The organism is Stenotrophomonas maltophilia (genome assembly GCF_025642255.1).
Taxonomy (GTDB): Bacteria; Pseudomonadota; Gammaproteobacteria; order Xanthomonadales; family Xanthomonadaceae; genus Stenotrophomonas; species Stenotrophomonas maltophilia_P.
In genome coordinates this window covers 1,365,182-1,379,584 of the sequence record NZ_CP106759.1, presented here as the reverse complement: position 1 = coordinate 1,379,584, position 14,403 = coordinate 1,365,182, and the positions used below count along the sequence as shown (strand labels likewise).

At 65.6% G+C, this 14,403-nt stretch carries 9 protein-coding genes; 6 read left to right on the top strand and 3 right to left on the bottom strand.

Annotated elements, in window-relative coordinates; all coding sequences use genetic code 11:
* Positions 1-129: 129 nt before the first annotated feature.
* Complete coding sequence (gene miaB, locus N8888_RS06335) at positions 130-1,551, top strand: tRNA (N6-isopentenyl adenosine(37)-C2)-methylthiotransferase MiaB (RefSeq protein WP_263177890.1); 1,422 nt, start codon at positions 130-132, stop codon at positions 1,549-1,551.
* 245 nt (positions 1,552-1,796) lie between these two features.
* Here the strand turns inward: miaB and N8888_RS06330 are convergent, their stop codons facing one another.
* Genes N8888_RS06330 through N8888_RS06320 form a run of 3 tightly spaced genes read right to left on the bottom strand, consistent with a single transcriptional unit; the run spans position 1,797 to position 9,840 of the window.
* The gene (locus N8888_RS06330; protein ID WP_263177889.1) at positions 1,797-3,353 is read right to left on the bottom strand and encodes a hypothetical protein; all 1,557 of its coding nucleotides are present in this window, start codon (positions 3,351-3,353) and stop codon (positions 1,797-1,799) included.
* Positions 3,350-6,658: a phospholipase D-like domain-containing protein gene (locus N8888_RS06325; RefSeq protein WP_263177888.1), complete on the bottom strand. Its 3,309-nt coding sequence runs from the start codon at positions 6,656-6,658 to the stop codon at positions 3,350-3,352. Before N8888_RS06325 ends, N8888_RS06330 begins: the two co-directional genes overlap by 4 nt.
* Before the next feature lie 2 nt (positions 6,659-6,660).
* Complete coding sequence (locus tag N8888_RS06320) at positions 6,661-9,840, bottom strand: type VI secretion system Vgr family protein (protein ID WP_263177887.1); 3,180 nt, start codon at positions 9,838-9,840, stop codon at positions 6,661-6,663.
* A gap of 297 nt (positions 9,841-10,137) precedes the next feature.
* On the opposite strand from N8888_RS06320, the gene N8888_RS06315 reads away from it, so the two are divergent.
* The 5 genes from N8888_RS06315 (at position 10,138) to N8888_RS06295 (ending at position 14,398) form a co-directional block, all read left to right on the top strand.
* Entirely contained in the window at positions 10,138-11,124 is a 987-nt protein-coding gene (locus N8888_RS06315) for a PhoH family protein (protein ID WP_053516587.1), read from the top strand.
* Complete coding sequence (gene ybeY, locus N8888_RS06310) at positions 11,121-11,606, top strand: rRNA maturation RNase YbeY (RefSeq protein WP_053516586.1); 486 nt, start codon at positions 11,121-11,123, stop codon at positions 11,604-11,606. The genes N8888_RS06315 and ybeY overlap by 4 nt, the downstream gene beginning before the upstream one ends.
* 65 nt (positions 11,607-11,671) lie before the next feature.
* Entirely contained in the window at positions 11,672-12,226 is a 555-nt protein-coding gene (locus N8888_RS06305; protein WP_053516584.1) for a hypothetical protein, read from the top strand.
* A gap of 64 nt (positions 12,227-12,290) precedes the next feature.
* Positions 12,291-13,172, top strand: coding sequence for a CorC family transporter (locus tag N8888_RS06300; RefSeq protein WP_053516583.1), 882 nt, complete (start codon positions 12,291-12,293; stop codon positions 13,170-13,172).
* Positions 13,169-14,398, top strand: coding sequence for a lipoprotein N-acyltransferase Lnb domain-containing protein (locus N8888_RS06295; RefSeq protein ID WP_263177886.1), 1,230 nt, complete (start codon positions 13,169-13,171; stop codon positions 14,396-14,398). The genes N8888_RS06300 and N8888_RS06295 overlap by 4 nt, the downstream gene beginning before the upstream one ends.
* The last annotated feature ends 5 nt before the right edge of the window (positions 14,399-14,403 follow it).

The window sequence follows — 14,403 nt, the reverse complement described above, 5'->3', positions numbered from 1 at the left end:
GCCCGCCGGGCACGGCCCGGCGCTACCGGGCGCGGCAGGGGCCGTGCCCCATGAGCGTGCACCGCGGCGGGAGGCGCAGGATGCGGGTAGAATTGCCCGCTTTCCCGCCACCCGAATGGATTAAGCGCCATGACCGGGACGCCAGACGTCTTTCCGCCCGCCACGCCGGGCGGCACCCCGCTCGTTGCCCTGCCCTCCGCTCCGCGCACGCCGGAGCAGATCAAGGGCAAGCTGTACATCAAGACCCACGGTTGCCAGATGAACGAGTACGACTCGGCCAAGATGGCCGACGTGCTCGCCGCCAGCGACGGCCTGGTGCTGACCGACACCCCGGAGGATGCCGACGTCATCCTGGTCAACACCTGTTCCATCCGCGAGAAGGCGCAGGAGAAGGTGTTCAGCCAGCTCGGCGTCTGGAAGGGACTGAAGAACCAGGGCCGCGAGGTCATCATCGGCGTCGGTGGCTGTGTCGCTTCGCAGGAGGGCGAAGCCATCATCAAGCGCGCGCCGTTCGTGGACCTGGTGTTCGGCCCGCAGACCCTGCACCGGTTGCCGGAGCTGATCCGAGCGCGTCGCGAGCAGAAGCGACCGCAGGTGGACATCAGCTTCCCGGAAATCGAGAAGTTCGACCGCCTGCCGGAGCCGCGCGCTGAAGGCGCGTCGGCGTTCGTGTCGATCATGGAAGGCTGCTCGAAGTACTGCTCGTTCTGCGTGGTGCCCTACACCCGCGGCACCGAAGTCAGCCGTCCATTCGAGGACGTGGTGGTGGAAGTGGCACAGCTGGCCGCGCAGGGCGTACGCGAGATCAACCTGCTCGGCCAGAACGTCAACGCCTACCGTGGCCCGTATGGCGATGGCGAGTTCGCCGATCTGGGCCTGTTGATCCGCACCATCGCCGAGATCGATGGCGTCGGCCGCATCCGCTTCACCACCTCGCACCCGCTGGAGTTCAGCGACTCGCTGGTAGACGCGTTCCGGGATGTGCCGCAGCTGGCCAACTTCCTGCATCTGCCGGTGCAGGCCGGCAGCGACCGCGTCCTGTCGGCGATGAAGCGCGGCTACACCGCGCTGGAGTTCAAGTCGAAGATCCGCAAGCTGCGCGCGGTGCGCCCGGATATCTCGATCAGTTCGGACTTCATCGTCGGCTTCCCTGGCGAGACCGAGGCGGACTTCGAGAAGACCATGAAACTTATCGAGGACATCGGCTTCGACCACAGCTTCTCCTTCCTCTATTCGCGACGCCCGGGCACTCCGGCCGCCGACCTGGAAGACACGCTCAGCGATGCCGAGAAGCACGCGCGGCTGTCGCGCCTGCAGGAGCGCATCAACGCGCACGCCGCCGGCATTTCCGCAAAGATGGTCGGCACCGTGCAGACGGTACTGGTGGAAGGCCCGTCGCGGAAGAACCCGAACGAGCTGACCGGCAAGACCGAGAACATGCGCTCGGTGAACTTCCCGGCGCCGGCACGCCTGATCGGTCAGTTCGTGGATGTGGTGATCACCGAGGCATTGACCAATTCGCTGCGCGGGCGGGTGGTGACGGAAGGCTGATCGCTGGAGTGGGGGAAGCCATGTACGGCTTGCGCCCCACGCGGCAGGCGTGGTGATTTTCTCACCACGCCACGCAGACCCTCTGTGCAGAAGGCTCTGCGTCACCTATCCACAGGTTGATTGCGCGTCGTTCCACAGTGATTGTGGAAAAGCGGTGGGTCTCAGGGGTGAGCCCGCCGGGCCTCGTTGCTTGCCGCAACCTCCGCTTAGCGGGTCTGCTCTGAGCCTCAGAAGGACGCACCGGGCTACTCGCTCAGGAATCCAAGCTTCGTCGTCCCGAATCCGTACCGGGTCTCCATCAGCTTCTTCGCCGGCCCCATACCCTCTACGATTACCTTGCCATCAGGCGTGCCACAGCGGGCTGCCAGCTGCGTCCTGCCGTACTGCAGTTCGGCTTCACGACCGCGTTTGGGACGGGGATCGGGCTCCCACCAGGGGAAATGGGCATACGGCTTGTTGGCCGAGACCTCATGGCGCCAGCACACGAACGAGAGCGTCTCGTTGCCTGCTGCGTCATAGTCATAGACGCGGTAGGAGGTGTAGCCGCTGGTCAGCGGCGTAAGCTTCAACACACCCTTCTCTACGTATGCGCGCAGGTTCTCGGTGTAGCCACCACTATCGGGAACCGGGCCGAACAGGATCACCCGCGTGAGCCTGCCGTTTGCGTCGTAGTTTTCCTGGCGATTCAGATCCAGCGTGCGCCACTGGCGTTCGTGGGGCTGCTTGGCACCAGGTCCGAATACCTCGAAGATCCGTCGATGCGAGCGATGGTAGTACTCCCGGACGCGGGTGTAGTCAGTTACTCCTTCGAACAATCCCGTGGCAAGTTCCATTGGAACGCGCTCGTCGGGGAAGGTATACCGCAGCTTGTGCCGACGGTCCCGGCTACGCTGCGCGAAGAGCGCAGTAGCGTCGGATTGCACGACAGTCATGGAGGAGTCCCGAACCCCCAAAAGGCCTTGCCTATCACTTCCGTGAAAGGTGATCGCCACTTCTCTGCGACCATTCGCCCCATCAACATACATGTAGCCACTCGCAATCCACGCTCCGTCCGTAGTTTCGGCGCCCGTTGCCGTGTCGTCACGTTCTGGCTGCTCACCACGCTTCCTTGTGGCCTCCTTGTCAACAACTGAAACCAACGCGCCATCCGACCGATACGTGAAGTACCAGGTCATCTTCTTCGAGGCCTTTTCACGTAACTGCGAGCACGTGAAGTCAGGAACATCCGAAACGCTCATCCCGGAACTCTGATTGGCCACCTCTATGCGGCCATCATCATCATAGAGCGCACAGAACGTAGTCTCCCTATGCCCCTTCGCGTCAGTTGCATGAATCGACGTCAATTGACCGACCGAATCATAATCGAGCTCATACATCTTGTGCAGCTCGAAATACGGATACACGGGCCTCACCGCAGGATGCAGGCGCTCAGGAGGTGCTTCACCAGTCAGCTTGGATTTCCGCTTTCTCCATTCCTCAGCACGGCAAATCCGTTGCCCTTGACCACTGCTTTCCAAGTAGTAGACCGAACCGCCATTCGAGTCGAATGGCTCATTCTTCAACTCAGACAGGTCAGGACCGATACTGATCCTTATGTAAGGTTCCGCCTCGTTCGCGCGACTGAGACTGGCGCCCACTGCATCTCCTCCGCCAACCAAGCTCGGCGTGAACTTAACCACCAATCCGTTGCCCTGAGAGCGGCCATCGTCTTCATTGATTGAAATACAACCTGCATGCGCGGCTTGCACAGCGCACAGAGCACCAACCGCATGCAGGGCTTTCAACAGCAAGCGCTCAATCACACCTTCTCTCCTTGATTCAATGCAGCATGTCGAATCGAATATGCCAATTCACTTGAACTGCCTCCCTCAACAGGCACGGCTGCAATGATCTCGCTCGGCATCGTGGCAACCGGATCGTCCATGTTGCTCCCCCAAAGCAGCGGCATGGTGACCCAGAAGCCTTTGATCCGTGGGCGTCCTGGCTCGCCCCGAAGAAAGTCTGTCGCCCTACGCACATCGTGCCGACCTACTACACTGGTCACATAGTCGCTAACGACACTAGGCTCCTCCATGAAATCTGGCTGCAGGTCAGGTGGTTGCGCATGCAACATGCGTTTGACGTGACCCTTGTCATTCAAGCCTGCGGCGGGAAATCCATGAAGCACGGAGTCGTAGCGAGGGAACGAGTCGCGGGGGACATTGGTGAAGACACGCTGATAAGCGGCGGAATTTGAATCGGCAAGATTCCTGATGCTTCTCCACGTCTCGGCACTTGCTGGCCTGTCCACCGTCAGGGTTGGCACGTTCTTGTTGAACCAAGGCAGATACGTCTGCGCCGCTTCCACTGCCGAGTATGGCTTGTTCTCCTTCTCCGGCAGCTTTTGAATCTCCTGCCCCAGAAACTTCCTCCACAGCTTCAACCGCAGCTCCCGCGCAAATGTTCGGGTTATTACCTGCACGCCGTTGCCCAGATCCATCCGCTTCGCCTCGCCATCAACGATCACCGCGGCGATCTCGGTATCACCCGTCCCCAGCAGACTGCGGTCATTGCAGTTCGCGCTGCCGATGATCGCCACCGCGTCATCAACGATCAGCAGCTTGGAATGCACATAGCACTGCTCAGTTACCACATACAGGGAGGGGCCATGCTCGGAGCCGATCGTGTGCGGCGGCGGATGATCGCTTCTGCGCGTTTCGGCCAGCACGCCGTAGCTGCGCAGATTCATCACCGACAGGTATTCCTTCCAGCGCCCGGCCTTGACCTCGGCCTGCAGGTCGGCCTCCTCCACGCTGGCCTCGCGGATGTCCTTGTCACGTGCGATCAATGATCGGCAGATGCGCCGGATCAGGCTGTCGTCACCACGCAGCAGGGTCTGCTGCACCCAGTACTGCTGCTTCACCACGGCACCGTCCGCCAGGCTGCCCTCCGGGTGCACCGGCAGGGTGATGTATACATGGAAGCCCTGCCGGGCCAGGATCGCGCGGCGGATGCGCGCGGCGAGGGCGGCCACCAGCGGGTTGCTGGCCGCCGACTTCACTCCCTGCCTGCGTTCCACCACATCCTGCACGATGTCGGCCCTGCCTACCGGGCCGCTCATGCCCACGCCACGCCCCACGTGACCAAGCTTCGCCTTCTCGGCATCCGTCGCGTCCCGCCGCTCCCCGCCCTTCACTGCGGTTTCCACCACGCTGCCCGGATCCGCGTCGGACCAGCCACAGTCGGAAATGAGGAACTGCGTTTCCAGATAGATGTAGGCACTGGCCGATGCGATGCAGTTGACCATTGCGTCGAGAATGGAGTGCATCGGCTGCTCACGCTCCCAGTACGGCTGCAGGCAGCTGGCGTCGTCCAGGTTCAGGCCGAGTTCCCTGCACCCCTTCTTCTCCAGCGCATGCAGGGCGGTGCCCGAGGAACGCACGATCTGCACGCTGATCTTTCCCGCCGTGCCGGGCACCGTCAGGTCACCGAACACCGCCTGCATGCCCCCCATGGACTGCAGCCACTGATCGCTCAATGGCGTCAGTTCCATGCCACGCGCCAGGGTGGTCTGCTCGGGCAGCGCTGTGTCGAGCCATTCATTGGTCTTGCGAAGGCCAGTATTCAGACCCTTGCGCAGCAGCGAGCCGATGGTCCGGTCGCCACGCTGGTTCTGCCAGACCATGGCATTCCAGCGGTGCATGAAGTTGCTGCAGATATCGAACACGGCCGGGCCCGCGATCTGCGCGTGCACGTCCTGCCAGGGCATGCGAGGCTGGCGGCCACTGTCGAGCAGCCGCTGGGTGCGATCAACTGGTGTATTGATCCACTGCACCAGCGATTCCCATGCCTGTTTGGCCTTGTTGAACTTGCTCTCGATCTCGTCATACTTGGTTATGGCGTCCGTGACCAGCGAGTCGGGATCACGCATGTACCCCACGACGGTGGTGGCTGTCATGATCGGGCCCAGAATGGCGTCCTTGATCGTGGCCTTGCGCTCGTCGACCCACTCGCCGAACTTCTTCGCCTGGATCTTCGTAAAGCCTTCCAGTGCGCGTCCTGCGGCGGCAGCAGCCTCGCCGATGTTCAGCTTCACCGCCTCGTCAGCGGTTCGGTTGGAAGCGGCGATGACGTCGGCGTACTCCTTTTCGACCTCGGCCAACCACCCTTGAATGGCCAGGAAGGTCTTGGCGACCGAACGCTGTACCCAGACAGCTTGTTCCATTCCCGGAATGACCATCTCGGCGAGCTTGCGGATGCCTTCGCGCTCAAGCGCGTCGGGTACGCCCAGCTTGTCTGCATAGTCCTGCAGTTCGGCCAATGCGGCACCGGCATCCCACTGCGCCTTCATCTGGTCCAGTGCGATGGCCATGCCGGGCACATACGCCTGTGCGAAGCCGGGACGAACGCGGCCTGCCGCATCCGGGCTGGTATCGGGCTTGTCCAGCGTGAGCTCCGTCTCATCATCCGTCATGCTCCGATACTTGCTCAGGCAGTTGTTGTAATGGTCATTGATCACGTGCAGCGTCGGGTCGCAGACCACGTCGAAGTTGCCGTCGTCCCAACGGCCATGGGCGACGTCGAGTCCTCCGACGAAGCCGATGCGTCCGTCTACCACCAGGATCTTCTGGTGGTGCGAGAAGGCGATGTTGAAGGCATCGGTGCGGCCGGTTGCCGGGTTGTGCAGGCCCACCTGCACCTGCCCGGGCGTCTTGTCATCCTGCATCTTGTACAGCGCCGTGCGCACCTCGTTCTCGTGGGTGTAGGCGGCCGCCTCCACGCTGTCGTAGAGCAGTACCCGCACATCCACGCCGCGCTGGTTGATAGCGTCGAACAGCAGCTCGCTCAGCCGCGCGGAGTGCGCGTCACCGCGCGCCTCCATCTCGGTATCGAAGTTCATCTGCCAGTCGGCGATGAAGATGAATTTCTGCGCGCCGCGGATGGCATCGGCCATCGCCTTCATGGCCGAGCGCCCGTCGGTGAACGCGTCGACGCGGTTCCCGTGCCGCACCGGCGCGAACTGACGGTCCGGTGGTGCGTAGTAGTCGCCGCTGGTCGTGCCTTTCTGGCCATCCCTGCAGATGAGGGAGGCGCGCTCGACCCTGCCCCATGCGTTGGCGTCTGCCATGATCAGATCTCCTTGCGCCGGGCCGGGCTGGCGTCGATGTGGGACTGGAACTCGTACTCGGCGCGCTGCCGGTAGGCATGCAGTGCGGCATCGTCAGGCAGATCGGCCAGACTCTTGCCATAGTTGATCGCCTCCAGCGTGTCCAGGGTTGCCCGCACCCCCGGGGAGCTGCTGTATGGCCGGGGCCGCTGCAGCGGGATCACGTCGATTCCGTGTACCAGGAACAGGCAGCCGGGATGGCGGCCTGCGTCACTCCAGATCCTCGCGCACAGCGCATCGTCCAGGCTGACATCGCCCTGTGCGTCGGCCTCACCTTCGGCCAGGGTCTCGGCCCAGCGTTCCGGCAGCAGGGCGCTGTCACGCTGCTCATCGTCCAGGGCGCGGTGCGTGCGCACGATCCTCCAGGGCTGCCCGCCCAGCGGCACACCCTGTGGGCCCGGGATGTCCTGCAGCCTGAAAGCAAGCTTCGGAACCTGCCCGTCCAGCGCGCTGGACGGCATGTCCGGCAGGGGACGGGCCAGCTGCGCCGGGCCGACGAAGGTGCGCTGCCCGGCCTGCACGGTCACCGTGCCGGGGCAGACCAGCACCAGGTTGCCATCTTCCAGCGTAATGCTGGCGCCACCGGCGGTGGCGATGTGCAGGGTGCGCGGTGCGGCAAGCTCCACAGCCCCTTGCCCGCTCGCTGCACGCACGGTGCTGCGCGCCTGCAGGTGGATCGTTTCGGACTGGGCCCGGATGTCCAGTACCTCCTGCCCAGCGACGATGGTCAATGCCGCATCACCGGCAAAGCTGCGGCCACTGGCCGCCAGCATGCCCACCGCCTGCGCCGCGTGCAGGCGCGCACCGCCGGCCACGTTGGCATCGGTGTGCCCGCCACTGGACAGTGCCACACTCCGGGCACCGCCCCAGTGCAGTGCCTGCCCGGCCACCATCATCAGACCGGCCTGCCCATGCAGGCCCAGCGTTGGCTGGCCGGTATGCGGAACATCGCCGGGCGCGGGGCGGCCCTCCTCATCGGCGCTGGCCTGCGCATAGGAAAGTCCGTTCACACTGGCCCGCGCAACCCGTTGCAGACCTGCCACGCCGGTGCTGTCCTCCCGTACTGCGTGGCTGTCCAAGCCAGCCGTGCCGTGCATCGTAGCCGCGCCATGGCTGGACGCGGCCAGGAGGGCGGCCTGCTGCAGCAGCGCGCCGGCCGCAGCCACTTCGCCTGCGGGTGACAGCGCAGCGTGGCCACGCGCGGTCAACCAGACGCCCCGTTCGGCACGCAGCGCGCCCCACGCGTCAGTGCGCAGTTCCGCGCCTTCTCCGCGCAGGGAACCACGATGGTTGTCAGCCATGTGCAGCAGATGACCAAGATTCAGCTCGCTGCTGGCGTGGCTGCTGGCCAGCTGCACGCGCAGCTGTGCGTCGGAATCATCGAAGGCCAGCCGGTTGTAACCCGTTCCGGACCATTCCCGTGACTGGATGCCCCATACCGCCCCGGCATGCCGGTGCTGGTCCTGCCCCGGTGCCATCGCGTGCCAGACAGGCGCATGGCCGCCGGCCGCATTGCCCTGTGCGCTCGGGCGGGAGTCGGTGGCATGCCCGAACAGGCCGCCGCTTTCGTCTGCGGCCGCTGCTCCGGCCGGGGTGCGCGCAACGCCCGCCTCGCCACGACCGTTGTACAGCGCGCCCAGCACCAAGGGCTGATCGATGTTCCCGTCCAGAAAGCCGATCACCACCTCCTGGCCGACACGCGGCAGGAACTGTGCACCGACGCCCGGTCCAGCGTAGCGCTGCGCGACCCGCAGCCAACAGGTCGTACCGGCATCTGTGGCGTCCTGTAGATGCAGACGTACCCGTACCCGGCCCAGGTGATCGGCGTACAGAGCGGCATCATCACGGCCATCGCCGGCGATCACCGTAGCGGTCTGATGGCCTGGCGCGAGCGGCCGCGGGTGGATGCGTTCGCCGGTGCCGTCGGCCAGCACGGGCCGCCACGGTCGATTCCGATCGACGGCGCGGAAGCGATTGGCATAACCCAGGGGCGCGGTTGTCTCCAGCGCCACGCCGGGTATGGCTGAACCGGCCTCAAGCCAGCGGGCCGGTGCCGCAGCGCGTGGTTGCTCCGCCCCCTGCGTGATCGGCGGCGGATTGCACCCGTAATGCAGTAGTTCGGTCGGCAGCAGGCTCGGCGTCGAACCAGCGCCCGCGGCCAGAACGCGGATGAAGCGACCGACCTGCAGGCTGCGTACGCTGCCTGCCGCCAGCCAGCCTGCACTGCCGGCCTCGTGTGCTTCAGCTGCTCGCCGCACGCGACGATACCCCTCATCGGCGCCAGCCAGGACGTGGGTGCCCACCGGCTCATAGACCTCGCGCGGGCTGTGCCCGGCTTCCTGCAGTGGCATCTGCACATGTCGGACGGTGGCCGCAGGGCCATCGTCGGTGACAAGCGAGAGCCGGCTGCTGCCCAGCCGACGCCACCTGCCCAGCTGCTGCAGGGCATCTGCGCGCTCGGTGGCGTCGTCACGGTGGAAACGGATACCGCCGTCTCGGGCCGATTGTGGATTCTCAGGTTGCACGCTGCTGTCGGCGAACAGCACGAGCGTCAATCCGCCGCTACTGTCGCTCTCGAACGTGCCCGCAATGCCTTCATCGGCCAACAGCCGCTGAACAAACTCAAGGTCCGGCTCCCGATACTGGATGCAGCAGTCGCGCACGGGTGCGGCGGCCAGAGCGGCCAGGGCATCGTCGCTCCAGCGCCAGCGGGCCAGTCCGCTGTGCGTGCCGAACACGTCCTCGACGATGTCCCGCACGGTCCGCTGCTGATGGACACGGCTGCGCCGCGCATGCCGCAGGAACCACGTCCATGGCACGAGATGCAGCCGATAGCGCGCCAGACCGCCGTCTGCGCCAAGGAGGTGAGCGGCGGCGATGTAGCCGCAGCGATGGTGGTCCTGGCCATCATCGAGGCAGGTGACCAGCGCGGCGCTCAGTCCCGGCCAGTCTGCGCATGACAGGCCCGCATCCGGGTGCACGGCATCTACCCAGTAATCGAAACCGTTGACCAGGCTTTCGTGGCCCCACCACTGTTCGACGAACAAGGGAGGCAGGCCCTCAGCCTGCAGCCGATGCAGTTGCCCGTTCGACCCGAGCCCCGCCAGCGGCGCGTGCGCAGCTGCCGTATGTGAAACATCCATGACCTCTCCCTGGCCGGGCGCTCCGCCCCGACGCTCAATGCCTGTGAACCTTCCCGTGGCCACCGCTGCTTCCGGTTTCCGTTCCCCACCCGGCCGTGACGCTTTTTTCACCACCGGCGCAGGAAGCTTGTGGCACAAGCATTGCGAACGTCTATCCACAGGTTCCCGCAGGCCCGATCCACACCCCGTGTGGAAAACCGCGTCGCAGCCCCCGTACTGGCCGTGTGCGCCCCCGCGCGCTACCCTTGTTTCCCCTTGAAGACACTGTGGTGGAAGGCTTCCGCCCCACCTCCAGCAATGAAAAACATCGAGCATCGAGACTTCACCCTGTCGCCGGAAGACAACGCGCGCCTGGCCAACCTGTGCGGCCCGTTCGACGGCCATTTGCGACAGATCGAACTGAAACTCGGCGTGGAGATCGCCAATCGCGGCTTCGTGTTCCGTATCAGTGGACCGAAGGAAGCCAGCGTGGAAGCGCAGAAGCTGATCGAGGCCCTGTACGCCGAAGCCGGCGAGACCACCTTCGACAACCACGCCATCCACCTGCGCCTGGCCCAGGCCAACGTGGAGCAGATCGCCGAACGCTCGTACGAAGCACAGGACGTGGCGATCCGGGTCAAGCGTGGCACCGTGCGCGGTCGCGGCGCCAACCAGGGCCGCTACCTGCACCAGATCGCCACCCATGACATCAACTTCGGCATCGGCCCGGCCGGTACTGGCAAGACCTTCCTGGCCGTGGCCAGCGCGGTGGAAGCGCTGAACGAGTCGCGCGTGCAGCGCCTGATCCTGGTGCGGCCTGCGGTCGAGGCCGGCGAGAAGCTCGGCTTCCTGCCCGGCGACCTGACCCAGAAGGTCGACCCCTACCTGCGGCCGCTGTACGACGCCCTGTACGAAATGATGGGCGTGGAGAAGGTGGTCAAGCTGCTGGAGAAGAACGTCATCGAGATCGCACCGCTGGCGTACATGCGTGGCCGCACGCTCAACGATGCGTTCGTGATCCTGGACGAGGCGCAGAACACCACCATCGAGCAGATGAAGATGTTCCTGACCCGGCTGGGCTTCGGCTCCACCGCCGTGGTCACCGGCGACCTGACCCAGACCGACCTGCCCAAGCACCTGAAATCGGGCCTGCGCGATGCCATCGACGTGCTGCGCGATGTCGAGGGCGTGAGCTTCACCTTCTTCGAATCGCGCGACGTCGTCCGCCATCCGCTGGTGGCCCGCATCGTCAGTGCCTACGACCGCCGCGACCTGCATCAGATCCAACCCGGAGCGACATCATGACCCGTGGTCCCGTACGGCTGGACGTCGCCGTCAGTTACGCCCTGCCCCGCGCCGGACTGCCGGCCGCGGTGAGCTTCCGCAGGTGGGTTGCCGCGGCCCTGAAGGGGCGGATCCGCGAAGCCGACCTGGCGATCCGCGTGGTCGATGCCAAGGAGGGGCAGTCGCTGAACCGCCACTACCGCGGCAAGGACTACGCCACCAATGTGCTCAGCTTCCCGGCCGAAGTGCCCGAAGGCCTGCCCAAGGGCGTGAAGTTCCCGCTGCTGGGCGACCTGGTGATCTGTGCCCCGGTGGTCGAGCGCGAGGCCGGTGAGCAGGGCAAGGCGCTCAACGCCCACTATGCGCACCTCACCGTGCACGGCGTGCTGCACCTGCTCGGCTGGGACCACGAAGACGACAAGGAAGCCGAGGCGATGGAGCAGCTGGAACGCGAGATCCTGGCCGAGCTCGGCATCGCCGACCCCTACGCCGGCGAGCGCTGAGCCCGCCGCCCCCCCTGACCGGAAGGCAGCCGAGCCCAGGCTCGGCGCCACCACGGAGTGCCGCTGTGTTCCTGCCCCTGCTGCTTGCCACCTCTGCGTCCGCCGCTCCGCTGGACCTGCCGGCACTGATCGAATGCCGCCAGGACGTGGCCGCCCATGCCGCGCTGGCACCGCTGCTGGCCGACCCGCTGAAAGCGGTCGCCAGCGGCCTGCAACCCCTGCCGCAGGGCAACCGGTTCCTGAGCGAGTACCGGCTGGCGCAGCCCATCACGGTGTTCGGCACCCGCACGGACCGGGTCGCAATGGCCGGTGCCAGCATCATGGCCATCCTCGATGAGGCCGACCCCCGGCCACTGGCCAGGCGGCTCGGGCTGGAGACCGGATACGACCAGGACGGCAAGTTCATGGCGGGGCGCGAACTGGTCAGCCGTGACGTGACCGACCCGACCACCGGCGAGGCGCAGATCGAGTCGATCATCCTCAGTGTCTCAACGGTGGCCTCCCACCCAGGCCGGACGCTGGCCGGCTGCACCTACAGCCTGGACCTGCCCGAAGCACCGGCGTCCCGGCCTGAACTGGCGCCGCCCCCGATCACCGGCCCCGGCAGCGGGGGGCGCTGACAGGCCGCTACATCCTGCTAGACTGGCGCCAACGCCCGGCATGCCGGGTGCCCTTTTTCCAGAGATGTCTGAAGACGACAGTAGTAGCTCCCTGCAGGAGCACAGTGAAAAGAAGCGCGGCTGGCTGGAACGCCTGACGTCCGCGTTCTCCGGCGAACCCCATACCCGCGACGAGCTGGTCGCTGTCCTGCACACCGCGCAGGAAGAAGGTCTGATCGCCGCCGATACCCTGAAGATGATGGAAGGCGCCATTTCGGTGGCCGAGCTGACCGTGGGCGACGTGATGATCTCGCGTTCGCAGATGGTCTCGCTGCCCGTCGAAGCGCCCTTCCTGGAACTGATGAAGCAGGTGGTCGAATCCGGCCATTCGCGCTTCCCGGTGCATGGCGAGAACAAGGACGACATCCTCGGCATCCTGCTGGCCAAGGACCTGCTGCGCGGCGTGGTTGCCGACCACGGCCCGGCCAACGTACGCGAACTGCTGCGCCCGGCGGTGCTGATTCCTGAAGCGAAGAAGCTCAACGTGCTGCTGAAGGAGTTCCGCCTGTCGCGCAACCACATGGCCATCGTGGTCGACGAGTACGGCGGCGTCGCCGGCCTGGTCACCATCGAGGACGTGCTGGAACAGATCGTCGGCGACATCGATGACGAGCACGACGAAGCCGAGGATCCGTCGGCACAGATCGCGATCCAGGCCGACGGCCAGTACGTGGTCGATGCCCTGACCCCGATCGGGGATTTCAACGAGCGCTTCGGTGCCACGTTCTCCGACGAGGACTACGACACCATCGGCGGCCTGGTCACGGAAGCGGTCGGTCACCTTCCGGAGATCGGAGACGAACTGGCGCTGGACCGCTTCATGTTCCGTGTCGCGCGTGCCGATGCGCGCCGGGTACAGGCCTTCCACGTGACGGTGCTGCCACCGGACGCGCAGGACGACGCTTGAAGCGGCGCGGGCTGATCCTCACCCTGTGGCTGGCGCTGTGCATGCTGGCCACGGCCGTGCCTGCCATCGCCTTCGCGCAGGCGACGGCTACAGTCGCCGGAACCCCGGCGCCGCGCATCGGCGTGGTGACGATGCAGCCCGGCACGGTGTTCTTCGAGCGTTTCGGTCATGACGCCATCGCGGTGCTCGATCCGGCCAGTGGTGAAGCAACGTCGTACAATTTCGGCTACTTCGATCCGTCCGAGGATGACTTCATCGGTCGTTTCGTGCGTGGCGACATGATGTATTACCTGGTGGCGCTGCCCCTTCAGCAGGACCTGTCGTACTACGACGAGACCGGCCGCGGAGCGAGCGTGCAGTGGCTGGATCTGCGCCCGGACCAGGCGCGCGCACTGGCCGCCGACCTGGCCGAGCGGGCCAGGCCGGAGAACGCGCGCTACCACTACGACTACTACACCGCCAACTGCGCGACGATGGTGCGCGACACGCTGGACAAGGCGCTGGGTGGTGGACTGCATGCTCAGCTGTCCGGACGCTCGCGCGGCAATACCTACCGCAGCGAATCGGTCCGCCTGGCCTCGCCCGCGCCGTGGATGTGGCTGGGCTTCGACGTGGGCCTGGGCCCGTTCGCCGATCAGCCGCTGTCACGCTGGCAGGAAGCCTTCGTGCCGATGCGCCTGGCCGATGCCCTGCGCCAGGCGCGCAACAGCGACGGTCGTCCGCTGGTGCAGTCCGAGCAGGAACTGCTGCCGCACCGCATCGATCCGGAGCCCAAGGAATTCCCGCGCCGCTGGTGGCCGTGGCTGCTGTGCGGTCTGGCCATCGCTGCCGGCGTGCTGGCGTTGCGCAACCGGCCGCGCCTGCTGGCCGGACTGGGACTGCCGTTGTGGCTGCTGTGTGCCGTCGCAGGTGGCCTGCTGGTGTTCCTCTGGGGTTTCAGCACCCATTACGCCGCCTGGGCCAACCGCAACCTGCTGCTGCTTTCGCCGTTGTGCGTGCTGCTGCTGCCGGGCGCGGTCCGGCTGCTGCGCCGTCGCCCGCCGGGCCGCATGTTCACGGTCGTGCTGTGGCTGGTGGCACTGCAGGCCCTGGCAGCGCTGGTCCTGCACTGGCTGAGCCTGCAGGCGCAGTACAACGTGCAATGGATCGTGCTGCTGCTGCCGATCCATGCGGCCCTGGCCTGGGTGCTGGGGCGCGATCGTCACTTGTCGGATACGCGGCACTGACGCAC

Coding starts and splice junctions, on each gene's coding strand:
- N8888_RS06315 (WP_053516587.1), top strand. CDS start 10,138: ATGAAAAACATCGAGCATCGAGACTTCACCCTGTCGCCGGAAGACAAC.
- ybeY (WP_053516586.1), top strand. CDS start 11,121: ATGACCCGTGGTCCCGTACGGCTGGACGTCGCCGTCAGTTACGCCCTG.
- N8888_RS06300 (WP_053516583.1), top strand. CDS start 12,291: ATGTCTGAAGACGACAGTAGTAGCTCCCTGCAGGAGCACAGTGAAAAG.
- N8888_RS06320 (WP_263177887.1), bottom strand. CDS start 9,840: ATGGATGTTTCACATACGGCAGCTGCGCACGCGCCGCTGGCGGGGCTC.
- miaB (WP_263177890.1), top strand. CDS start 130: ATGACCGGGACGCCAGACGTCTTTCCGCCCGCCACGCCGGGCGGCACC.
- N8888_RS06325 (WP_263177888.1), bottom strand. CDS start 6,658: ATGGCAGACGCCAACGCATGGGGCAGGGTCGAGCGCGCCTCCCTCATC.